Origin of the sequence: Tunturiibacter psychrotolerans, assembly GCF_051013365.1 — a bacterium.
Taxonomy (GTDB): domain Bacteria; phylum Acidobacteriota; class Terriglobia; order Terriglobales; family Acidobacteriaceae; genus Edaphobacter; species Edaphobacter psychrotolerans_A.
In genome coordinates this window covers 3,437,039-3,458,664 of record NZ_CP132941.1, presented here as the reverse complement: position 1 = coordinate 3,458,664, position 21,626 = coordinate 3,437,039, and the positions used below count along the sequence as shown (strand labels likewise).

Genomic DNA, 21,626 nt, shown 5'->3' with positions numbered 1-21,626 from the left:
ACCTGACCGACAACCGAATGCGCTGGACCTTCTCTACACAACTCACCCACGGATCGAGTGCGACATGAATAAACGACAGTTCCTCAAAGGCACCGGCTCCATCCTCACCGGAACCATGCTCTCCCGTTTCGTCTCCGCCGCCGAACAAACGACCGAGCAGGCCGCCCACCAAAGCACACCACGAACCAACTGGGCCGGCAACCTCACCTTCCACACCGACACCCTCTACCAGCCCAAAACCGTCGAAGAGGTCCAGCACATCGTCAAAAGCTGCGACAAGCTCCGAGCCCTCGGCCGCGGCCACTCCTTCAACACCATCGCCGACAGCACCCACGCGCAAATCTCCCTCAAGCAGCTCGACTCCATCGACATCGACGCCAAAGCCCACACCGCCACCGTCGGCGCCGGCGTTACCTACGGCAAACTCGCCCCGATCATCGACGCCCAGGGCTTCGCCGTCCCAAACCTCGCCTCCCTCCCGCACGTCTCCGTCATCGGAGCCTGCGCCACCGCCACCCACGGCTCCGGCAGCAACAACGGCAACCTCGCCACCATCGTCTCCGGCCTCGAACTCGTCACCGCCGACGGCACTCTCCACACTCTCTCCCGCGCCAAAGACGGCGACCAGTTCCTCGGCCAGATCGTCAACCTCGGCGGCCTCGGCGTCGTCACCAAAACCACCCTCGACCTCCAACCCACCTTCCAGGTCGCGCAGGTCGTCTACGAAAACCTCTCCTTCTCACAACTCGAAAAGCATCTCGACGAAATCTTCCTCAGCGGCTACAGCGTCAGCCTCTTCACCATCTGGCAAAATCACCAGGCCAACCAGGTCTGGGTCAAACGCCGCCTCGATCCCGGCGCCACCTCCGTACCATTCGCCCCCGAGTTCTTCGGCGCAAAACAAGCCACGCAAAAACTCCACCCCGTCCCCGGCCACGCCGCCGAAAGCTGCACCGAACAACTCGGCGTCCCCGGCCCCTGGTACGAGCGCCTTCCCCACTTCAAGCTCAACTTCACTCCCAGCAGCGGCGCCGAAATCCAAACCGAGTACTTCGTCCCCCGCGAGCACGCCTACGAAGCCATCCTCGCCGTCGAGCAACTCCGCGACCGCATCACCCCACACCTCTACATCACAGAGCTCCGCACCATCGCCGCCGACAACCTCTGGCTCAGCATGGCCTACCAGCGACCCTCCCTCGCCATCCACTTCACCTGGAAGCCCGAGTGGGACGCCGTCCAACAAATCCTTCCTCTCATCGAAGAAAAACTCGCTCCCTTCAACCCCCGCCCCCACTGGGCCAAAGTCTTCACCCTTCCACCCGCAAAAATCCAGCACCAATACGACAAAATGCCCGAATACCAAGCCCTGCTCAAACACCACGACCCACAAGGCAAGTTCCGCAACCAGTTCCTCGACACCAATATCTTCAGTACCTGAAACGAAGCACCTGAACTACCCCGCAGCCAGCGTCCGCAACACCCCCACATTCCTCGCCTCATCCCCCGGAGCATCCACCGGCGTCTCCGCAATAAACGCCGCATGCGCAAACCGCTCATCATGCAGCAGTCGCCGGAATACCTCCGCCCCAATCGTCCCCTCACCAATATGTTCATGCCGGTCCAGCTTCGAGCCCATCGCCGCCTTCGCATCATTGCAGTGCCACACCTTTACATCGTCGAACCCCACCGTATCCCGCACCAGCAGCATCGTCTCCGTATATCCATCGGGGGACACAATGTCATATCCCGACACATGCACATGGCACGTATCCAGACAGACCCCCACCGGCGCACAAGCCTTCAGCCGCTCCACCAACTCCGCCACCTGCTCCAGCTTTCCACCCAGCGAAAACTCCGCCCCCGCCGTATTCTCAATCAAAATCCTGAAGTCCTTCCCCTGCCACGCCACCCCATCAATCGCCTTCTCAATCGACTCCGCCGCCAGTCTCAATCCTTCCTCCCGCGTCAGCCCCTTCCAACTCCCCGGATGCAGAACCAGATACTCCGCGCCCAGCGCCAGCGCCCGCTCCACCTCCCCGCGAAACGCCGCCACGCCATTCACGCGAACACTCTCCGTCTGACTGCAAAGATTTATCAGATAGCTCGCGTGGATCGCCACCGGCCCCACATCATGCTTCGCCCGTAGCTCCCGCATCTTCTTCGCATCCTCGGGCTTCACCGCTGCCGCTCGCCACTGTCGCGGGCTCGAAGAAAAAATCTGAAACGTATTCGCCCCCGCCGCTACTGCCCGCTCCACCGCGGTCCACGTTCCACCCGCCGTCCCCACATGCACGCCAACCCGCTTCTTTCCCGTCTTTGCGATCACTGAACTCTTCATCCCTCAAGGCTACCGCAAACGAACTTCATCCCGCGTCACAAGGCGTACAAGTCACGAAGTGACCGCGCCGCGCGCAGCGGGTCCGTCCGGCCGGACATCTTCTACCAGCGACCGAGGATGCTATGCTGGCCCCGGCCATTATTCTGTGCAACGAGGACGCCCCAATGCCCGCTCCGCAAAATCTTAAAAACCACACGCGCTTCCATCCGCCTTTTCACTTCGTCAACATTCCTCTACTGCTCCTCAATCTCATCTTCGCCATCTACATCACAGTTCACAACTGGCCCGCCTACCGGCACACTCATCTTTGGAACATCGTCATGGCTATCGTCTTCCTCCTGATGGCCGGCAACGCCCGCGAGTCAGCCATGAAGGCCCAGGACCGCGTCATCCGGCTCGAAGAGCGTCTCCGTCTCCACGCGCTGCTACCCGAAGCCGACCGCGCGCACATCAACGAGCTCACCGTCTCGCAGCTCATCGGCCTCCGCTTCGCCTCGGACGACGAACTCCCCGAGCTCGCCCACCGAGCCCTCACAAAAAACATGGATAAGAAGGCCATCAAAGAAGCCATCGTCAACTGGCGTGCCGATCACCATCGCATCTAGCCGTCTCATTAAAGAAAAGAGGCGGCCAATAATCGGCCGCCTCTCACAATCACGTTTCTTCGAATCTCAGTATCCCACCGAAAACGAAGCCCGTTCATGCGCCGGCTTCTCAATCTCGTCCACCAACGCAATCGCATAATCTGCAAAAGAGATCTTGCTCTCCCCTTTCGCGTCGGAGATCAGTTCCTTCGTCCCCAGCCGAAACTTTCCCGTTCGCTCTCCCGGCACGAAATACGCCGCTGGGCTCAGATACGTCCAGTTGATATCAGACTTCCGCAACACCGCCAGCGCGTTCTCATGCGCAGTCGCAATCGGCAGATACTCCGCCGGAAGATGTCCCGACTTGATCAGAGTCACACCAGGCGCAACCTCCAGCAATCCCGCACCGCCAACCACCAGCAGCCGTTTCGCGCCCGCCTTCTTCACCGCAGCAATCTCTCGCTCCGTCACGCCAACAAGCGCCTCTGTCTTGTCCGCAGGAGGAGCGTATGCGCTCACTACTGCGTCAGCGCCCGTCACGATAGCAGCGATCGAATTCACATCCGAAAGATCGTCCGCCTTTGCGGTCACTCCCGGTTCTGCCTTGATCGAATCCACCTTACGCGCCACCGCAGTCACTTTATGTCCGCGCCGAAGCAGCTCCTTCACAATCTCCTTACCAGAATTTCCTGTCGCTCCGTACACCACAACGTTCATCGCAACCTCCTGAGAAGCCTGAATTCGACTCGCTTCAAATCGTCAGATGCGGCCCGACACCCCGTCGAGCCGCACACATGTCGAAATTCCTTAGGCTGCCACAAACTGCGAGCGAATCGTCTCGAAGTGCGGCTGCAGGAACGTCGCACGATCCGTCTTGCCCTGCATCAGTGCAGACGCGCCGCCAGCCGACACGAAGGTCGTATCCGTCACACCCAGAAAACCAAACACATTACGCAGATAAGGTTCCACGTGATTGAACGAGGCCATCACGGTCCCCGCATCGTACACACCACCTGACGCAATCAGGAACGTACCTTTCTTCCCGATCAGCAAGCCCTTCGGCGTTCCGTCCGCGTAAGAAAACGTCTCGCCGACCCGTGCGATCTGGTCGATCCATAGCTTGAGGACCGCGGGCACACTAAAGTTGTGCATCGGTACACCAAAAACATACTCATCCGCCGCCCTCAATTCGGCAAGCAGCGTGTCCGAAAGCGCAAGCGCTTCTTTCTGCTCCGCGCTACGCGCATCCTTTGGCGTGTACGCAGACCCAACCCATGCCGCATCGATCGTCTTCAAATTGCTGGCGGCAAGGTCACGTGTAATCACCTTCCCGGTTGGGTTCGCCTTCTTCCAGTTCTCAACATATTCACTGGTCAAACCGCGAGAGATGGAGGTTTCAACAAATGGGCTCGAATTCACAACAAGTAGTGTGGGCATGGCAAGATCTCCTATACGACATCTGACGTTTAAACGACTATCGTCGATTCATGAAAACACGACATCTGTCGTTTAAACAAATAATGTCGTCAAATTCTAGTAAACTGGTATAAATCCAATGTCCGCGTCCGCCGCAAAACCCGCTCAAGGGATCACCGATAAGGACATTGCTGAAGCCGCAACCAAGGCCGACCATATGCCCACGGCACCCGCAACACTGGCCGAAATACCCGAACTCATGCCGGAGAGATCGTTGGATCCCCGTATCCTCCGAACCCGCAAACTGCTCCAGCAGGCTCTCGTCAAACTCATGGAAAAGAAGGAGTTCGACGCTATCTCCGTTCAGGACATAGCCGAAGAAGCCACCATCAACCGCGCCACCTTCTACGACCACTACCCAGACAAGTTCGCTCTGCTCGAGTGCACCGTAGGCTCCCGCTTCAACGAGTTGTTGGCCGAACGCGGAATCTCCTTCAACGGCTCCTGCACCTCAGCCCTCAAAGCATTCATCATCGGCGTCTGCGACTTCATCGCCTCCACTCAACTCCCCTGTTGCGAGCGGCCGGGACAGCTCGAACCCCACATGGAATCTGCCATCATCGCGGTCGTCCGCCGCATGCTCCTTGATGGCATCGAAAAACACCCCTCCAACCAGCCCATCACTCCCCAGATGATCGCGACCACCGCAAGCTGGGCAATCTACGGCGCAGCCAGGGAGTGGGCCCAAACCCCCAACCGCCCAAGTTCCACCGACATCGTCGAGACGATCCTCACCCTCGTCTCCCCTGTCCTCGCCCTGGCCGAAACCACACCGCCCGTCCACTAAGCTTCTACTTCGAAGATCCACCGTGGCCGCTGCTCCCCGACGACCCGCCGCTCCCAGAAGGCCCGCCGCTCGCCGACGAAGCGCCCAGGCTATGAGAAGCAGGCGATGACGCCGAAGATCCCCCATTCGACCCCGCCCGCGATGCAGAAGCATACGAGGTATTCCCACTCTGAATCGGCGCTCCCGCCCGCAAGGTAACCGGCCCGCCGTTCCCACCACGACTCGACGCCATAAACCCCGCAGAAGGCGCAGCAGCATAGACTGGCATATTCGCCGAGCCGTGCTGCTCCACATGGGTCGAAATCTTGTTCAAGCTTCCCAGCGACCCCCTCGGCACGCCCAACCCCGCCGAGTTCTTCTGGAACACGAAGTTCCCCGGCTTATCTTCTTTGGAGAAGACCATTGGCGTATTGTTCGCAAGCACCAGCGAACCCGCGCCCAAGGCCGGCGCCTGCGGCGACGCAGCACGCACGGGCGAGTGAACACCCGTTCCAACCAGCCCCGCTGCCCCTCCCCCCACGCTCGCAATATTGTTCAACCCATTGAACGCGCCACCCGGCTGCCATCCCCACCCATATCCTGGGAAGAACGACCACGTACCCGAGTGATACGGCAACCATCCCCACGGATACGGCGACACCCACGAATAACCCGCGCCCGGATACATCGCCCACACCCCATTGCAGTACGGATTCCATCCTGCGCCCACCAGATACGGCTGCCAGAAAGATCCAAACGCTCCACCATTGATAAAGTTCCCGTAGTAGTTCAGGTCGCTCAACCCATACGTAGCGCCCCCGGCCACCATCGCATTCGCCTGCGAGTAGCGCGCATGATAGTCGTTCGCCTCCTTATCCCACGCATCGTACGGCTCTTCCTCAATCTTCTTCGTAACAGCCACCTGCTCTCCACCCAGCGTCAGCGACTCCTTCTTCGTCAACAGCGTCGTCTCCGCCCCGTGCTTCACCTCCACATTTCCGTTGAAGACCGACACCACCGTCTTCCCGGCCTCCACCGTCATTCGCATATGCGTCGACGGCGAAACCGTCATCGTCTCATCTCCCGCCCGCACCACGAACTCATTCCCCTTCGTGCCCTGCAGGTTCACATACACCATCCCCCGCACCACCTCTATCGTCGAGGCCTTGGCTCCCGAGCTGCGCAACGCCAGCAGCGGAAACTCCACCAACGAGTTCGGCGCCACCCGCAGCGTACTGTTGTCCTCAAACTCCACCTCAGCGTATCCATCGGCGGTCCGAAGCCTATCGCCTTGAATAATCGGCATATTCGGCATCGTCTGTTCAAAGCCGTTGCCCGTCTTACGATCGAGCGAAAGCGTCCCCTTCACATCGCTCAGCCGCACAATCCTTACGTGCGAATCTCCCGGCCGCGCCCCATTGTCTACGGGCACGCTGGCCGCTGGCACATCAGCCGCCGATGTAGCGGCAGGGACACGAGCCGTCGTCACATCAGCCGTCGTCACTTCAGCAGTAGCCACCTGCGCAGTCGATGCAGAATCCGCATCTAACGGATTACCTGGCTCCCCGGCCGCGCCACTCTGAGCTCCCGCGGCCATCACTCCCGCCACCGAAAACGCCATCGCCAGAAACACTCGGTATCCGAATCCGATCTTCATCACCAGCCTCCCAACCAGAGCAGTTGCAACCTTCAGGTGCGGGCAGTATACGTCCGCCACTATTGCCATGGCTTCACCAAAACACAAATAGTTCCGGCCTTTTTTCGTGTAGAGGCCCCAGAAAAAAAATCGGCAGAGCAACACGCTGCCACGCCTCGACCGGTCGCCGTGGCTAAGTCATCAAAAAATGGCGTTTGCGGCCTCATTTAGGCTGAACCCGAAGGTTGTACTAACGGACAGTGACCGTAGTCGCCACGTCCACATTCCCCCGAATCGCATTCGAATAAGGACAAACCAGATGCGCGCGGTGTACGAAATCCTCTCCCGTCGCCTGGTCCACTCCGGCCAGCGTCACCGCCAGAGCCGCCGACAAGACAAAGTTCCCGTCCCCGTTGCGGCTGATGCCAACCTCAGCCACAACCTCGACCTCATCATCGGTGAAATGATGCCTGGCCTCTCGACTCACTCGCAGCAAAGCGTTCTCAAAGCAAGCCGCGTATCCTGCCGCAAACAACTGTTCAGGATTCGTGGCATCTCCGCTCCCACCCAGAGCCTTTGGCAGCGCCAGGCTGAGTTCAAGGAGCCCATCCTCACTCCGGATCGATCCATGACGGCCTCCCTTTGCAGTGACTTTCGTGGAATACAGCGGCGCCATATGTTTTTACCTCCTTGGAATTCGGCTATACCAGCGTACTTCCTACAGCGACTTATGAGGACTGATCGTTTCGAGAATTCAGATTTCGCATCTACTGCACTTATCCATTGCAGGAATGTTCGGTGGCATCAGGCTTTCTTGCATCATAGAAATTGGCAGACTGAAAGACCGCAATCCAACGCAAAAACTGTCGGCGTCCCTGTCGGATTCGTTCGTTTCGAATCGATAAAGTTGTCTCCCATCCCAACTGGAGGAACGAACGTGCGAAATCATAGGGAAAAGTTCTCAACCTCCCGCCTGTTCCGAAAACAACTGACCGTACTGGCCGCATGTTTCGCGACCTTGGGATTGTCTGGATGCTTGGTAGCCGGATACTCGAGCGGCGGCGGCTGGTTCATTTGGCCGGGGAGTCTAGGGATAATCGTGATCGTTCTGCTGATACTCTTTTTGCTAAGGCGCCGGTAGCGTTTTGGAGTTCACTTCGATCGATCAAAGATCCAGTCAGAAATTCCAACATTCAACATCGCCGCCTCTGAATCGAATCAGTTGGCTCTTTGGCGCGCTCTCGCTGCTGACGATCAGCCTGCCGGCCCAAGATCTAAACATAAATCCCACAAGACCAACGATCGCCAACAGTGCAGCCATCCAGAGCAAAGGCGTTGCACAGGTGGAGGTAGGCTATGATGCCTATCCCCAGAACCCGCCAGGCAATCAGCAGACGTTCGATACGTTGTTCACCTATTCTCTACTGCCCAGACTCAGGCTGGACTTCGACTGGTCTGCGTTTAATCATCAACAGCAGGACGGAATCATCACCAATGGAGTCGGAACCATTCAGATCGGCGGCAAGGTCGAGGCGAAGAAGGAGCAGTACCACAGGATCTCGCCGGGAATCGCATTGCAGTATGAGGCCGAGCTTCCAACTGCCTCGGCAAGCCCGCTTCAAGGCTACGGTCAACAAGCGATTCTGCTCGTCAACCACCACTATGGAAAAAACGGGGACGTCGACGTCATCGCAAACGGCTCGATAGTACAGTCTGACTGCCAAACGTCTACAGGCTGTCGGTACGGCGGACAACAATCATTCGCTCTCAGTTATCACATTCAGAAGGACACGCGTCTCTATGCCGAGGTCTTTGGTCAGAACACGTCACAATCTAACACCCCGCCAGGCACCTATGTTTTTAGTGGCTTCTATCACCAGTTCGGCGATTCCTTTGGCATCGACGGGGGCCTTCGCTTCGGCGTCAGCGATCACTCGTCAACAATCGGTACGACAATCGGGCTGATCTTCGGAAAGCGCCTTCAAAAGGACGCGTCCGCCAAGCAATAGATGGTCCTTGATGCTTCACGAAAGGTGCTCATAATGGCAGGACCAACAATTCGACACGAACCCCGCTGGCCCGCGCTCTCGGCTTTGTTTGCTGTGGGAGGATTACGGTTAGCAATCCCCAGCTTTCTCTCCTTTGGCCCCGACTGGCTCCTTCTCATTGTGCTTAGCTTTTTGATGATTCCGACCGTCCTCGCAAGACGCGGCGGAAATTTAAAGCTCAATCAACTATTCGGTTATGCCTTGAATGTGATTGTTACTGCTGACATGGCCTGGTCCTTGGGCTTACTAATCGCGACGTTGCCGACCCATAAGCTTCCTCCTCAAGTCCTTCTACGCTCGGCGGCGGCGTTATGGGTCACAAACATTCTTGTCTTTGCCTCCTGGTATTGGCGCTTGGACGCGGGTGGGCCAAACCAAAGGGATCTACGCGAGAGTCATACCGATGGAGCGTTCCTGTTTCCGCAGATGACGCTCAGTGCTGAGACAAGAACGGAGATGGGGGAGCAGTTCTGGCGACCGGGATTTGTGGACTACCTATTCGTCGCCTTCAACACGAGTACTGCATTCTCGCCGACCGACTGCCCGGTATTGTCCCGATGGGCCAAAGTGCTGATGATGATCCAATCTCTCATCTCCTTCACCACTGTCGCTCTGCTCGCGGCTAGAGCTGTGAACATACTTTAGTCTGCAACAAACGTCCTTCTCGTCAATTGAGGATGCTGATGTAAGCCGACTTCTCGCCACGAAATCCTCAGTTGCCGAAATCTCCGTTTTTGTGGCAGTTCGTCCACGACATCAAGACAGCATTAATTCCGAATTGCCGACGGACCCGTTCAGATTCGACTAAAGGCTCAGTCCGCGATCAGTAGATGTTTAAATCCTGAGGAATCCGAGCGTCTGGGGAGACCTGTTCGATGTTCATCACCATTTCTGTGGCAACGAGCTGCCGCAGCGCCCACAGGACTTCCGCACCACGCCGACTGCCGTTCTCAGTCGCGATAGCAGCGTAATTCCGCGCCAAGATGACTTCGGCGAGTCCTCCACATGTATCGCTGCCCGGCGGGAGTGTGCGTGCGAATGGTATTGACGCAAAGATCGCAGGAATGACTAGAAGAACCGATAGGCCGAGAATCGAGGCGACACTGAGCGGGATTCCCCAAAACGTCTTCATGCAACCGAGGATGGTTACAGGTCCGAACAAAGCAAGAAGAAGCGCCCAACGCGGATAGAGCAGCCCCGGTAATTCCAGCCCCAACTGATCTCGCATTTGTTGCCACCGCATCCGTCGATTTCTCCATGGCAACAATTTGCGCACAGGCGTCGCTGGACGGACGGTGCTTCGTGGGAAACCGAATTGCTGCAATGCTCGGCGCAGCCTGTAGAAGGTGATCGCAGTGAGGCACTTGTCGGCACTGGGATACTTCGTGAGTCTCCCGACGTCTGCGGCAAGGTCTCGGATAGTCCTCCCACAATGAGAGCGATAGTCACCAAGGTCGATTCCGAATGAACACTCAATCGCCTCGAACAGGTCCCAGGTATCCTCGCCCACAACCGGGTCTCGCTTGATGTCTGCATCGAGAAGAGTCATTGGCGTCGATCCTACACCCGCGGTCGGCTTCAGCAATTGATATCCGGAGACTGTCGCTGGAGATGACCGACAAACCGGAAGTGACTCCGTAGTACCTTGAAAGTCAGGCGGTCTCAACCGGTCGATGCAACACTGGCTTGCAGTTTACTCGCTGGCGTTTGAAAGCCCAAGGTCTCTCGCGGGCGTTGGTTTAGACGGAGCGCGATCTTGTTGAGATGGGCTTGAGTGTGGACGGACAAGTCGGTCTTCTTAGGGAAGTACTGTCTTAGCAGGCCGTTGGTATTTTCATTGGTTCCGCGCTGCCATGGACTCTGCGGGTCACAGAAGTAGACCTTTACATTTGTGTCCACCGTGAAGCTCTTGTGTTTGGCCATCTCCAGCCCTCGGTCCCAGGTCAACGAGCGCCGCAGAGTTGCGGGCAGTTTAAGCACGTGCTTGCTCAACGCGGCGACAACCGTCGCGGTATCTTTGCTGGGCACTTTGATGAGCATGACGAAGCGCGAGTGCCGTTCCACCAGGGTTGCGATATGAGTGTTTTGGCTGCCTGCAAGCAGGTCGCCTTCCCAGTGGCCGGGAACGGCGCGGTCTTCAACCTCTGCCGGTCTTTCGCTGATCGAGATAGCATCGACGATCTGACCGTGGGACTTTCCGCCAGCCCGAGCGTGCCGTGAACGACGGATCAGCCGCTTGGACCGGAGATGCTGAACCAGCTCTTTTTTCAGCACTCCACGGGCCTGGATGAATAAGCTGCGGTAGATGGTCTCGTGGGACACACGCATGCTCTCGTTGCTGGGATAATGGACCTTCAGCCATTTCGAAACCTGTTGCGGCGACCAGTCCAGGATCAGTTTACTGGCCACGATCATCCGCAGTTCCTCGTGGTTGGCAAGAAGACAGACCTTGGGTCGCAGAGCGGACTCCCATGCCTGACGATCGGCTTCACTGGCTCGATAGAGTGGACGCCCGCCATGACGTGCCACCTCACGGCTCACTGTCGACACAGGACGTTGCAATCCGCTGGCTATCTCCCGGATCGGCGAACCAGCTGCGATTCCTCGTGAGATCTCTTCCCGCTCGGACAAGGTCAGCGTTCGTGGTGAACGCCGACGCGGAGCAGGAGCGATCCCGCCGCGCTGCGTCAACAGGAACCGAATGGAACCATGCCCCTTACCGAAGGCTCGCCCAATGTCATGCAACGACTCGCCCGCCTTCCAGCGCCCCCACATCTCGATCCGCTGCTCCGTGGTAAGCCTGTTCCGTTTTCCTTGTGCCATAACCACCACCTTTAGAAATTGAATTCATATCAGATGGTGTTGCACCGACCGGTTGAGACCGCCCAGCTTTGCGGAAACTTGGTTGCATCGATCCCTAGAAACGCGTTTCTCCACGGACCGTGAGAGCGGCATTGGGGAAGAAGGCAAGGGGCGACGGAGGCATGGGCCGCCGCACCCTCTTGCTCCTTTAGCAGACCGATGGACCCGGGGTGTAAAACTGAACCTGGGTATAAGGAGAGATGATGCACATCAATAGCAGCAGAGTAGGTGCGACCAGCCGTCGAGCAGTTCTTAAGAGGGGCGCATTCGCTGCGGCGACGCTAGCCTTCAGCCGTTTGGGGTGGGCATCCCACGATCACCAGCCTGCCATACCGACGGTGCGGCTAGCCCATGGAGTCATGATGCCCATGCTTGGCTTTGGCACCTATGGACTGAAGGGTGATGTGTGCACGGAAAGTGTCGCAGACGCTATCACCGCAGGCTATCGACTGCTCGACACAGCCCACGTATACCAAAACGAAGAAGCGGTGGGTGCCGGCATCAAGAAAAGCGGAATCGACCGCAAGCATCTCTTCGTGACGACCAAGATTTGGGTCGATGACTCCGGTTACGAACCAGCAAAGAAAGCATTCCAAACGGCTCTCGACAAACTTCAGCTGGCGTACGTCGATCTTTATCTCATCCATCGGCCACGCGGAGATGTCAAAGGGTCGTGGCGTGCGATGGAAGAGCTCCATGCCGCCGGGAAGATCAGGGCGATCGGAGTGAGCAACTTCGATAGAGCCCAGTTCGCCAGCCTCATGACAGGTGCGAGCAAGAAGCCTGTCATCAATCAGGTGGAGACAAACCCTTTCCTCCAGGAAAAGGAAGAACTTGAGTCGTTGCGTGCAGATGGCGTACAGATGGAGGCTTGGGCTCCGTTTGCAGAAGGACGCAACGGGCTCTTTACCAACCCGGTGTTGGAGGAGATTGGCAAAAAGCACCGCAAGACCGTCGCACAGGTTGTTCTGCGCTGGCATTACCAAAGGGGAGTCGTCGCCATTCCGCGTTCGTCAAATCCTGAACATCGTCGAGAGAACCTCGCTATCTTCGATTTCGCGTTGACCGCAAACGATATGAACCAAATTGCCGCCCTCGACGAGAAGCGCAGCCAATTTCCTGAGTGGACCTAGTAGGTGGGGACACAACTGCCCGATTCGGACATTCGGGTTTCACCACAGACCGTGCGGATAAAATCCTGTCAAGCCCCAAACCGACGAAACCCCGCGCCAGACAAGGGGATTCGCGTGGCGCATTACCCCCACCCAATCCGATATACTTGGAACAAGCAAGAAACTGCAAGGGGAAATCTCTCCTTGCAGTTTTTTCATTTAATCCTCAACGGGTAGCAAGGAGCACGTAAATCGGAGGCTAACTCATTTCTTTCCAATATTTTGCAGGCAACTCATTTGCAATGAATATTTTACAGACACAACCCCTTCGCAAACCGATCAAAATAAAGGACATCGCTGCAAAATACCCCAAGGGGGGAGGGGGGAGGGGTCGGGAACAGAACGCACTCGAACGCCTCGGAAACGAGACGCAACGAAGCACCGCAAAATCACCACAACGCACCAGCGAAACACCATGAAAAGACCTCAAAAAGGACACAGTCTGCAAAACACTTTTGACCCAATGCGTTTTACGATAGAAGGATGACTGAAGTGGCAGATCAAGAACAGCAATCGACCGGACACGCATCCAAATACACCCGCAATAACCCCTTCCTCTCCACCGTGACCTACAACCGCCTCCTCACCGGCGAAGGCTCGGAGAAGGAGACCCGCCACGTAGAGCTCTCCATCGAAGAGGGCATGACCTACACCCCCGGAGACGCCGTCGGGATCATCCCCGAAAACCGCGCCATCGCCGTAGCAGAGGTCCTCGAAGCCCTCCACTTCACTGGCCGCGAGCGCGTCCTCGACCACTACAAGGTCGAAATCAGCCTCGAAGAGGCCCTCCGCACCCGCCTCGGCATCGGCAAGCTCGCCCGTGGCTCCGTAGGCCAGTACGCCAAGCTCGCCCCAAACATCGAAGGCCTCAAAAACCTCGTAGGCCCCGAAAACAAGGCCCGCGCCGAGGAGTACTGCTGGGGACGCGAGTTCGTCGACCTCGCCACCGACTTTCCCAGGGTCATCACCGACCCGCAGCAGCTCTTCAACGTCCTCCAGCGCCTCACCCCCCGCATGTACTCCATCGCCTCCAGCCAGGCCATGCACAAGGACACCGTCCAGACCACGGTCCGCGTCATCCGCTACGAGTCCCACGGCCGCGACCGGCAGGGGGTAGCCAGCGGCCACCTTGGCGACCGCGCCGGCGAAGGCACCACCATGCCCATCTTCCTCCACTCCAACAACAGCTTCCGCCTCCCCGAAGACACGACCAAACCAGTCATCATGATCGGCCCCGGCACCGGCATCGCCCCCTTCCGCGCCTTTCTCGAAGAGCGCCAGGCCACCGGCCAGACAGGCGATAACTGGCTCTTCTTCGGCGAACAGCGCGAAGCGATGGACTTTCTCTACAAAGACCAGTTCCAGGCCATGCACAAGGACGGCGTCCTTACCCGCCTCGACACCGCCTTCTCCCGCGACCAGGCCCGCAAGGTGTACGTTCAGGACCGCATGCAGGAGCGCTGCAAAGAACTCTATGAGTGGCTCGAGCGCGGAGCCTACTTCTACGTCTGCGGAGACGCCACCCGCATGGCCAAGGACGTAGAGACCGCCCTCCTCGACGTTATCGCGCGTGGCTCCAACGGCACCCTCGACCATGCAGCCGAGTACCTGGCAGCCATGAAAAAACAAAAGCGTTACCAGCGCGACGTCTACTAAAGCCCCGGCGGCGACGCGATCCGGCCTCCGGACGCGAGCGCCGCCTGAGGTTCAGTTCCGGCTCAACGAAAGAGGGTACCGTTTGGCCCGCCCGAGAAGTAGCGACAAACGAAAAGCGATCCTCTCCGCAGCAACGCAGATATTCGCAGAGCGCGGACTGAGCGCCCCCACCTCCGCCATCTCGAGCCTCGCCGGCGTAGCCGAAGGAACGCTCTTCACCTACTTTGCAAACAAAGTCGAGCTTCTCAATGTTCTCTACAGAGAGATCAAACTGGAACTCGCCGACGCGATGATGACCGGCTTCCCCCGAAACAAAAGCGTCCGTATCAAACTCCACCACATTTGGAACCGCTACACCACCTGGGGAGTCGCCCATCCTGAGCAACGCAGAGTACTCTCGCAGCTTCAACTCTCAGATACCCTCACTGCGGAGTCCAAAGAGGCGGGGTCGGCCCCTTTCGTCGAGATAGAGACGATGGCTCACGACGCCGTCAAACAACGCATTTTTCAAGACATCCCCCAAGAGTTCCTCTCAGCAACAATGGAAGCCTCAGCACAAACCACCATGGCATTCATGGCCACCCAGCCAGCCTCCGCAGAGAAATTTCAAGCCCTCGGGTTCGAGATGTTCTGGAGAGCTATCTCAAAGAAATAAATGCTTTTGTAAGCTATCGGCTGGCACCGTTTTTGAGAAGAATGGCAAAGTCATATCCCGCTTCAAGCTCTGCCAGGCTAATGCACTCCGCTTGCATCACGTCCGCAAGTTCCCTGGCCTTACCAAATGCATTCTCGCTTGACTCGGTATCGACCACGAGAGCCGGACACTGAATCTTGGTCGCCGCCTGCAACGCATCATGCCAGGCATCCTTGCCGCCATAGGGAACATTCGCACGGCCATCGGTAATCAACACTAAGAGCGTCTCGGAAGTCACGAATTGGCTGGCCAGTTCAAGAGCATGCGCGAGCGGAGTACGCCCCCCCGTCGGCAGATACTCCAAAGTGGCAGTCACGGCCCCCACATCGTTCGTAGGCTCAATCAGAACCTCTGCAGATTCTCCGCGAAATACAACGATTGCAACCTCGTCACGACGCCGTAGCGACCGCTCAATAAGACCAGCCACTGCCCCCTTAACCGCTCTCATCCGTTCCCGTGCGGCATGCGATCCGCTTGAATCGACAACAAATAAAAATCTCGATCTAACTAGTGGATCTCGCACTTTCTCGTATAAGTCTTGAAGACGCGGCGTCACCCGCCCCGTACGAACAACGGCTTCCAACACGGAGGAACGCGAATCAAGCTCCACGGGCTCTTCGCTTCTTCTGCTTCTGACAACGGGCCCCGGTGCCTTTCCGCTGCGCGCCTCTGTAGCTCCGCTTTTCCCATCATCCGCAGTCCAACGCAACTCGGGTGTTCTGACTGGCAGGGAAGTAAATCGTTGTTCAGTCACTTGATCGGTCTTTTCAGTCTCCGCCATCGACGATGATGTTTGGGGCGATGGCGAAGGAGGAGTCTTCGGAAGGGACGGCCTCTGAAACGAACGCGCTAGTCGATGCGCTAGGGCAAGCGGCAAGACGGTATCAACATGTTCTTTTGTAACCTCTTCGTCTCCTAGCAGAGCGGCCTGTGCACAGCTGGCCCGTGCAATGGCGAGATCTGCACGAAGAGACATAACTCCGTGCTCGCAAACAATCGTACTGATGTGGTCCAACATGCTGCTAGAACATCGCACGGCTTGGAGCGCCGCTTTCGCCGCCACTATCCGCTGTTGAAGGTTTGTCTGCTGTTCCATCCACCAACCCGCGAAAAGTGAAGGATCGGCGTCATAAACCATTCGTCGTTCAACGATCTCCCGTCTTTCGGGGGCGAATCCAGCCACAGCGATATCGGCAACAAGAGCAAACCTGTCGAGCAGCTGTGGCCGCAGCGATCCTTCTTCTGGATTCATGCTTCCCATCAAAACAAACCGCGCTTCCTGTACGGCGCTGAACCCTTCTCGTTCGACCGTGCTGATGCCCGTAGCGGCTACATCCAACAGCGCATCGGCAAGATGGTCAGGCAAAAGATTGACCTCGTCGATGTAAAGAACGCCGCCATTCGCTTCTGCTACCAGACCCGGTCGAAGTGCTGGCTCACCTTTCAACGTACTAGCCAAATCCATTCCGCCCAGAAGACGGTCCTCTGTAATGCCCATTGGAAGATTAACGAAGCGGCCAGGCTTAGGGAGCAACTCGGCGAGCCCTCGCGCAGCCGTGGTCTTTCCTGCGCCTTTGTCTCCACGCAACAATACCCCGAGTCGCCAATCCACAGCGGCAAGTAGCAGCGCCATTTTCATCTGTTCCTGGCCGACGATCGCCGTGAAAGGATAAGCCGGTCGGATCATACCGCGCTCCTTCTCGTCTCGCCACGTAGCTCCAGCAGGGCTTCGCTATCGAACAGAACTTCACGTAACGCTTCGAGCGTCTCCGGCTTCGGGTCTTCCCACAGTCCACGCTCATTTGCTTCGAGCAGACGTTCGGCAATCGCGTTCAACGCCCAAGGGTTTGATTGCTTTAGGAAGTTCTGGGTATCTACTTCGAGGGCATACACTTGGGCGAGCCCCTCATAAACAAAATCTGGAGCTACATGAGCGGTCGCGTCAAAGCCGAAGATGTAATCGACGGTCGCTGTCAGCTCCAGTCCACCCTTGTAACCGTGGCGCTTAATACTCTCGATCCATTTGGGGTTGACCACTCGTGAGCGATAGACACGCAATGCCTCTTCACGCAGGTCGCGCACACGCACAGCATCCGGCCGGGAGTTATCGCCAAAGTAAGCCTTCGGTTGTACCCCAGTGAGAGCTCGGATGGTCGCCACCATACCGCCGTGAAACTGAAAATAATCATCAGAATCAAATATGTCGTGTTCCCGGTTGTCCTGATTGTGCAGCGCGATTTGTACACTCTTTAATCGTTCCGCAAAGACATGTCGCGCATCAACGCCATTCGCCGCGTTGCCATACGCATAACCGCCCCATTCGAGAAACACCTGAGCGATATCTTCGTCACTCTTCCAGTGCCGTGTCTCTAACAACGCCTGAATACCCGCGCCGTACGTACCGGGTTTCGCTCCAAAGATTCTGTACCGCGCGGATGCTTCAGCTTCTTCAACACCCTGAGCCTTATTTTTTTCAAGGTCTCGTAGATAGTGTTTTTTGGGGAAATTCATCTCCAAAGGCTCGTCCTGCTGAATAACAAGCGAGACCGCATCGTCGATCATGTCAATCAGATGAGGAAACGCATCTCGAAAAAAGCCGCTGATGCGAAGAGTGATATCTATGCGCGGCCGCCCGAGCTTTTCCAGTGAAATCAAAGTCATTCCCTCAGGACGCCTCGACTGTTTATTCCAGATCGGCTGCACACCAAGTAGCGCCAAAACCTCGCTCACGTCGTCACCATGCGTACGCATTTGCGAGGTGCCCCACGCGCTGAGCCCAACCGTCTCGGGGTACTGATTTTCCTCCACGCGATATCGTTCAATCGCCTCGCGAGCAAGCTGCTGTCCCACCCGCCACGAAGCTTCAGAAGGAAGCGCCCGCGGGTCAACCGCGTAGAAGTTTCTTCCTGCGGGAAGTATGTGCGCCATCCCGCGTGTCGGCGCACCTGCCGGACCGGCTGGAACGTAGCGGCCTTCGAGAGCGTCGAGAACGTGCTCAACCTCTTCATTCGCCCGTTCCAGGTTTGGAACAATCTGCTGACAGGCGAACGTAAGAGCCGCTGTAATCTCTTCCGAAGCAGAGCCTACTATCGCACATTGCAACTCCTCGGACGCATCGACGCGAAAGCCAGTTTCTTCCAGCCTTGTGTAGAGATTCAACGCCATCCGATCCAGTACTTCGAGTACATCGGCATGCGTGTAACAAACAATCTCAGAGAGAGTGACCGCAACATCAAGCTTCTTCCCAGGTGCGTCGAGAAGTTCTTGGTAGTTGAATTGGAGATTGCGAGCGAGCGCATCCAGAAGACTGGGAGAGCCCACGTTCGCCAACCGAGTCATCGAGCGAAGCATCTCCGGAAGCGGAGGCATGTTACCGAGTATGTGCAGGCCATCACGAATCTGCGCCATGCCGAGCTCGCACAGATACCCATCAATGTCTTCGATCAGATGGGCGACCTCACTCCCGCTCATTTCTGCGAGGGTTACGGGTACCCCCTCTGGGGTGAGTTCGTCCTCCCAATCGTGTTTATGATCGCCATGATCGCGTGACAACATGTTTTTTAGATCGAGATCGGTGTTCAGGTTCGCATCCTGAATCAGCTCCCAAATCTGTTGCTGGATGAAAGGGAGCTTTGACGGGTCCAGCTTTTCTACCGCGTAGTACTCGTTCACCAATTGGTTCAAAGCTGCGAGGGGCCCGTAGGTCTCTGCACTAGTCATTGGCGGTGTCAAATGATCCACAATCACTGCATGACCTCTGCGCTTTGACTGACTACCTTCTCCGGGATCGTTGATGATGAACGGATAGACAAGCGGCATGTCTTCGATCAGCAAATCCGGGAAGCAGTCTCCCGACAAACCAACGGATTTTCCCGGCAACCATTCGAGCGTTCCGTGCTTCCCGACGTGCACGATGGCATCGGCGCCCCACCCGCCACCTTCCACCGAAGTCGCTAGCCACTGATAGAACGCCGTGTAATGATGCGTCGGTGGCAGATCAGGAGTGTGATAAATGGCGTCAGGGTTAAGCCCGTAGCCACGTGGCGGTTGAATCGCTATTAATGCGTTTTTCAGATGCATTGCCGCAAACAGGTAATCGTCAGTATCACTCCATGGTTCAAGGTCCATCGCGGCAATCTTCGTCGCGACCTCGCTCATGAGCTTCTTATCGATCTTCGGCGAAGAAGATCGCAGTGTATATCCGCGATCAGCAGGCTGCCCCCATAAATCGATCATCCGTTTCTTTGGGACATCAGGATAACGCTCGAAACGTTTCCGATACACTGCACGCGAATATCGGTGTGCGCTTTCCTCATTGAGGGGATGTGCTTCGTCATATGTCCCGCGCGAAAGAAGATCGTGAATCAGATCATCGGCCGACTTGGGAAGGTCTCCGATTGTGTAGCGGCGTCCCTTCATGGCTTGCAGCAAATTCAGCAAGCTCGCTGGCGAGTCGAGACCAACAGCATTCCCTACCTGCGCAGCCTTGGTCGATGAGTTTGTAAGAACAAACGCAATACGCTTATAAGCGTTGGGTAAGGTCTGGAGTCTCGCAAGCCGGGCGGCGATTCCCGCAACACGGTCTGCGCGCTCCTGGTGAGGAACATAGAGGTCACCGGATTGAGTGTTGGCCCGCTCCTTAAACGAAATCGGAACCGAGATGATGCGGCCATCAAACTCTGGAAGAGCTACGTTGATCGCAGTGTCCAGCGCATTCAGGCCACGCCGGGAGACCTCCCAGTTCCCTCTTGTCATCCCGCTAGGGATCGCCTGGATCACAGGAACTCCCAAGCGCTCCAGGATTGAAACGTTCTCGCCGGCGAGGGTCACATCGCCGGCGTTAATCTCTCCCAACGCAAATGACAACGTAGTGACAATGACATTGGCGCGTCCTTCAACCAGTCGGAGCGCTGCTGGAAAATCGTTATCCAGAGCCTTCATGCTAGACGTAAATATGCAGAGCGCGTTCAAGCCGTGCGAGTCCATAGCTTCAGCCAGAGCGTCAACGAAAGCAGTATTCCCGCTGAGAAGATGAGCGCGGTAGAAGAGAATAGCCGCGGTCGGCTTCGCCGGATCTGCACGTTGCAGCCAGTCTTTATACTCCGCATGCTCTAGATCCTGCATGTAAATGCCGTGCTCGGCTGGAGTCGTAGGTCTCTCGTAGCCATGCCCAGTTAAGAGCAGACGATCGGACAAATATTTTAAGCATTCCGTAAGATTGGATGTTCCACCACGTTCCAGATAAGTTGTCACCGACGCAACCACATCGGAATCGACAGTACTAGCACCGAGAAATTCGGGATTCATCTCGCCGACACCGCTCACCACGACGAGGAATCGGCTCTGCGTAACGCACATAGCACTAAGAAGCGGAAATCCAGCAACCGAACTCAATGGCCCGTGCAAACGCAATATGATAACGCGAGCACGCGCCAAAGCTCCGGTCAAGAGCGCCACCATCTGTTCCTCACTGCGCAGACTATTCAAGGAATACGGGAAGACATCGATGTCTCCAGGAAGTCTAAGGCGTGCGTTTTGAAGAGTCACCAGGTCGGTGTCCGCATGCGTCAGAAGGGCGATTGCCTGCACTTCTTCCTGTACTACAGTCTCAGCAGCGATCGAGACCGAAGCCGCGGGCCGCGCATCCCAATCGTAAAAATTAAAGACGTATTCAAGCAATTCCTCCGGAGGCTGCAAAAAGCGATCCGCCTCCAACATTGCATCGATGTATTCAAATATCTGTTTCACTTGCCAGGGAGTGTTGACGGAATGAAACCACACTGACCTGCCATCAAAAACCAGACATGCCACATTTGATAATACGCAAGGCCCGAGGCATCCCGCTTTCGTAAGATGGACCGTATTTCGCATCTTGCGGCGAGTCCACTCTTCCTTGTATGTTTCGGCGGGCACCTGTGCATAGCCGCGCTCGACCTTGCCGCAACAGCATCCGGAAAAACAATAGGAGAGATGCGCGCGCCGCTGCACAATGTTCACCGAGCGACCGTCTGCCCGCACTACACGTTGACGACGCATCTCACTCAAAGCTCACACCTCTTCCTGAAGCTAAGGCAACAGGTTCGATGAAAAGAGCTCCAAATGAGAAAACCGAATAAGAATGGCGATCATGCATCTTCTTGTTCTCCGCAGAAGTCTGCCGGTTACTCTCGGGTAGGTCTCCTGGCTTGGAGGAGGCAGGTGACCTGCACGCCGCTTTACCTTCCCCAGCCATTGGCCAAGTGGTACTTCAAGCAGCCATCCTCACTTACAGTGGCGGAACCGCGCCGGCTCTTCACCGGACTTCCCTGTTATGCCCTGATGGGCACCCGAGACAGATTTCGTTATACCACAACGAAATCGACGCGATGTCAGGCTCACGTCGGCATTGAAATTC

At 56.8% G+C, this 21,626-nt stretch carries 17 protein-coding genes and 1 riboswitch; of the genes, 8 read left to right on the top strand and 9 right to left on the bottom strand.

The window, feature by feature from the left end:
• The first annotated feature begins 64 nt into the window (after nt 1-64).
• On the top strand, nt 65-1,438 hold the full coding sequence (locus RBB76_RS14310) for an FAD-binding protein (RefSeq protein ID WP_429630291.1): 1,374 nt from the start codon (nt 65-67) through the stop codon (nt 1,436-1,438).
• A 15-nt stretch (nt 1,439-1,453) separates the two neighbouring features.
• Here the strand turns inward: RBB76_RS14310 and RBB76_RS14305 are convergent, their stop codons facing one another.
• The gene (locus RBB76_RS14305; RefSeq protein WP_429630293.1) at nt 1,454-2,338 is read right to left on the bottom strand and encodes a deoxyribonuclease IV; all 885 of its coding nucleotides are present in this window, start codon (nt 2,336-2,338) and stop codon (nt 1,454-1,456) included.
• Nucleotides 2,339-2,502: 164 nt separating this feature from the next.
• On the opposite strand from RBB76_RS14305, the gene RBB76_RS14300 reads away from it, so the two are divergent.
• Nucleotides 2,503-2,943: a DUF6526 family protein gene (locus RBB76_RS14300; protein ID WP_429630294.1), complete on the top strand. Its 441-nt coding sequence runs from the start codon at nt 2,503-2,505 to the stop codon at nt 2,941-2,943.
• 66 nt (nt 2,944-3,009) lie between these two features.
• Here the strand turns inward: RBB76_RS14300 and RBB76_RS14295 are convergent, their stop codons facing one another.
• Together RBB76_RS14295 and RBB76_RS14290 are read right to left on the bottom strand one after the other, a co-directional pair.
• Entirely contained in the window at nt 3,010-3,639 is a 630-nt protein-coding gene (locus tag RBB76_RS14295; RefSeq protein ID WP_429630296.1) for an NAD(P)-dependent oxidoreductase, read from the bottom strand.
• A gap of 90 nt (nt 3,640-3,729) precedes the next feature.
• On the bottom strand, nt 3,730-4,359 hold the full coding sequence (locus RBB76_RS14290; RefSeq protein ID WP_429630298.1) for an FMN-dependent NADH-azoreductase: 630 nt from the start codon (nt 4,357-4,359) through the stop codon (nt 3,730-3,732).
• 118 nt (nt 4,360-4,477) lie between these two features.
• Here RBB76_RS14290 and RBB76_RS14285 point away from each other — a divergent pair, with 118 nt between their 5' ends.
• Nucleotides 4,478-5,185: a TetR/AcrR family transcriptional regulator gene (locus tag RBB76_RS14285; RefSeq protein ID WP_429630300.1), complete on the top strand. Its 708-nt coding sequence runs from the start codon at nt 4,478-4,480 to the stop codon at nt 5,183-5,185.
• Nucleotides 5,186-5,189: 4 nt separating this feature from the next.
• Here RBB76_RS14285 and RBB76_RS14280 read toward each other — a convergent pair whose 3' ends face one another.
• Nucleotides 5,190-6,890, bottom strand: a complete 1,701-nt coding sequence (locus RBB76_RS14280) for a DUF6600 domain-containing protein (protein WP_429630302.1) — start codon at nt 6,888-6,890, stop codon at nt 5,190-5,192.
• A gap of 160 nt (nt 6,891-7,050) precedes the next feature.
• Entirely contained in the window at nt 7,051-7,476 is a 426-nt protein-coding gene (locus RBB76_RS14275) for an organic hydroperoxide resistance protein (protein ID WP_429630304.1), read from the bottom strand.
• Nucleotides 7,477-7,945: 469 nt separating this feature from the next.
• Between RBB76_RS14275 and RBB76_RS14270 the strand changes: the two genes are divergently transcribed.
• Together RBB76_RS14270 and RBB76_RS14265 are read left to right on the top strand one after the other, a co-directional pair.
• Nucleotides 7,946-8,809 carry a hypothetical protein gene (locus RBB76_RS14270; RefSeq protein WP_429630306.1) on the top strand — a complete coding sequence of 288 codons (864 nt, stop codon included), beginning with the start codon at nt 7,946-7,948 and terminating at the stop codon, nt 8,807-8,809.
• A 33-nt stretch (nt 8,810-8,842) separates the two neighbouring features.
• Nucleotides 8,843-9,493: a hypothetical protein gene (locus tag RBB76_RS14265; RefSeq protein ID WP_429630308.1), complete on the top strand. Its 651-nt coding sequence runs from the start codon at nt 8,843-8,845 to the stop codon at nt 9,491-9,493.
• 178 nt (nt 9,494-9,671) lie between these two features.
• Here RBB76_RS14265 and RBB76_RS14260 read toward each other — a convergent pair whose 3' ends face one another.
• Together RBB76_RS14260 and RBB76_RS14255 are read right to left on the bottom strand one after the other, a co-directional pair.
• On the bottom strand, nt 9,672-10,433 hold the full coding sequence (locus RBB76_RS14260) for a hypothetical protein (protein WP_433963431.1): 762 nt from the start codon (nt 10,431-10,433) through the stop codon (nt 9,672-9,674).
• A 77-nt stretch (nt 10,434-10,510) separates the two neighbouring features.
• On the bottom strand, nt 10,511-11,671 hold the full coding sequence (locus tag RBB76_RS14255) for an IS30 family transposase (protein ID WP_429634952.1): 1,161 nt from the start codon (nt 11,669-11,671) through the stop codon (nt 10,511-10,513).
• Nucleotides 11,672-11,910: 239 nt separating this feature from the next.
• On the opposite strand from RBB76_RS14255, the gene RBB76_RS14250 reads away from it, so the two are divergent.
• The 3 genes from RBB76_RS14250 to RBB76_RS14240 all read left to right on the top strand — a co-directional run bounded on the left by RBB76_RS14250 (nt 11,911) and on the right by RBB76_RS14240 (nt 15,193).
• On the top strand, nt 11,911-12,843 hold the full coding sequence (locus tag RBB76_RS14250; RefSeq protein ID WP_429634520.1) for an aldo/keto reductase: 933 nt from the start codon (nt 11,911-11,913) through the stop codon (nt 12,841-12,843).
• Between the two features lie 531 nt (nt 12,844-13,374).
• Nucleotides 13,375-14,538 carry a diflavin oxidoreductase gene (locus RBB76_RS14245; RefSeq protein WP_429634519.1) on the top strand — a complete coding sequence of 388 codons (1,164 nt, stop codon included), beginning with the start codon at nt 13,375-13,377 and terminating at the stop codon, nt 14,536-14,538.
• An 82-nt stretch (nt 14,539-14,620) separates the two neighbouring features.
• Nucleotides 14,621-15,193 (top strand): TetR/AcrR family transcriptional regulator, encoded by a 573-nt coding sequence (locus tag RBB76_RS14240; protein ID WP_429634518.1) that lies wholly within the window; start codon nt 14,621-14,623, stop codon nt 15,191-15,193.
• Between the two features lie 13 nt (nt 15,194-15,206).
• Here the strand turns inward: RBB76_RS14240 and RBB76_RS14235 are convergent, their stop codons facing one another.
• A complete protein-coding gene (locus RBB76_RS14235) occupies nt 15,207-16,919 on the bottom strand; it encodes a VWA domain-containing protein (RefSeq protein ID WP_429634517.1) in 1,713 nt (570 codons plus the stop codon).
• Complete coding sequence (locus tag RBB76_RS14230) at nt 16,916-21,013, bottom strand: cobaltochelatase subunit CobN (RefSeq protein WP_429634516.1); 4,098 nt, start codon at nt 21,011-21,013, stop codon at nt 16,916-16,918. The genes RBB76_RS14235 and RBB76_RS14230 overlap by 4 nt, the downstream gene beginning before the upstream one ends.
• A 372-nt stretch (nt 21,014-21,385) precedes the next feature.
• A riboswitch (cobalamin riboswitch) is annotated at nt 21,386-21,577 on the bottom strand.
• Nucleotides 21,578-21,626 lie beyond the last annotated feature (49 nt).

Coding starts and splice junctions, on each gene's coding strand:
- RBB76_RS14275 (WP_429630304.1), bottom strand. CDS start 7,476: ATGGCGCCGCTGTATTCCACGAAAGTCACTGCAAAGGGAGGCCGTCAT.
- RBB76_RS14295 (WP_429630296.1), bottom strand. CDS start 3,639: ATGAACGTTGTGGTGTACGGAGCGACAGGAAATTCTGGTAAGGAGATT.
- RBB76_RS14250 (WP_429634520.1), top strand. CDS start 11,911: ATGATGCACATCAATAGCAGCAGAGTAGGTGCGACCAGCCGTCGAGCA.
- RBB76_RS14300 (WP_429630294.1), top strand. CDS start 2,503: ATGCCCGCTCCGCAAAATCTTAAAAACCACACGCGCTTCCATCCGCCT.
- RBB76_RS14310 (WP_429630291.1), top strand. CDS start 65: ATGAATAAACGACAGTTCCTCAAAGGCACCGGCTCCATCCTCACCGGA.
- RBB76_RS14290 (WP_429630298.1), bottom strand. CDS start 4,359: ATGCCCACACTACTTGTTGTGAATTCGAGCCCATTTGTTGAAACCTCC.
- RBB76_RS14235 (WP_429634517.1), bottom strand. CDS start 16,919: ATGATCCGACCGGCTTATCCTTTCACGGCGATCGTCGGCCAGGAACAG.
- RBB76_RS14255 (WP_429634952.1), bottom strand. CDS start 11,671: ATGGCACAAGGAAAACGGAACAGGCTTACCACGGAGCAGCGGATCGAG.
- RBB76_RS14280 (WP_429630302.1), bottom strand. CDS start 6,890: ATGGCAATAGTGGCGGACGTATACTGCCCGCACCTGAAGGTTGCAACT.
- RBB76_RS14285 (WP_429630300.1), top strand. CDS start 4,478: ATGTCCGCGTCCGCCGCAAAACCCGCTCAAGGGATCACCGATAAGGAC.
- RBB76_RS14265 (WP_429630308.1), top strand. CDS start 8,843: ATGGCAGGACCAACAATTCGACACGAACCCCGCTGGCCCGCGCTCTCG.
- RBB76_RS14305 (WP_429630293.1), bottom strand. CDS start 2,338: ATGAAGAGTTCAGTGATCGCAAAGACGGGAAAGAAGCGGGTTGGCGTG.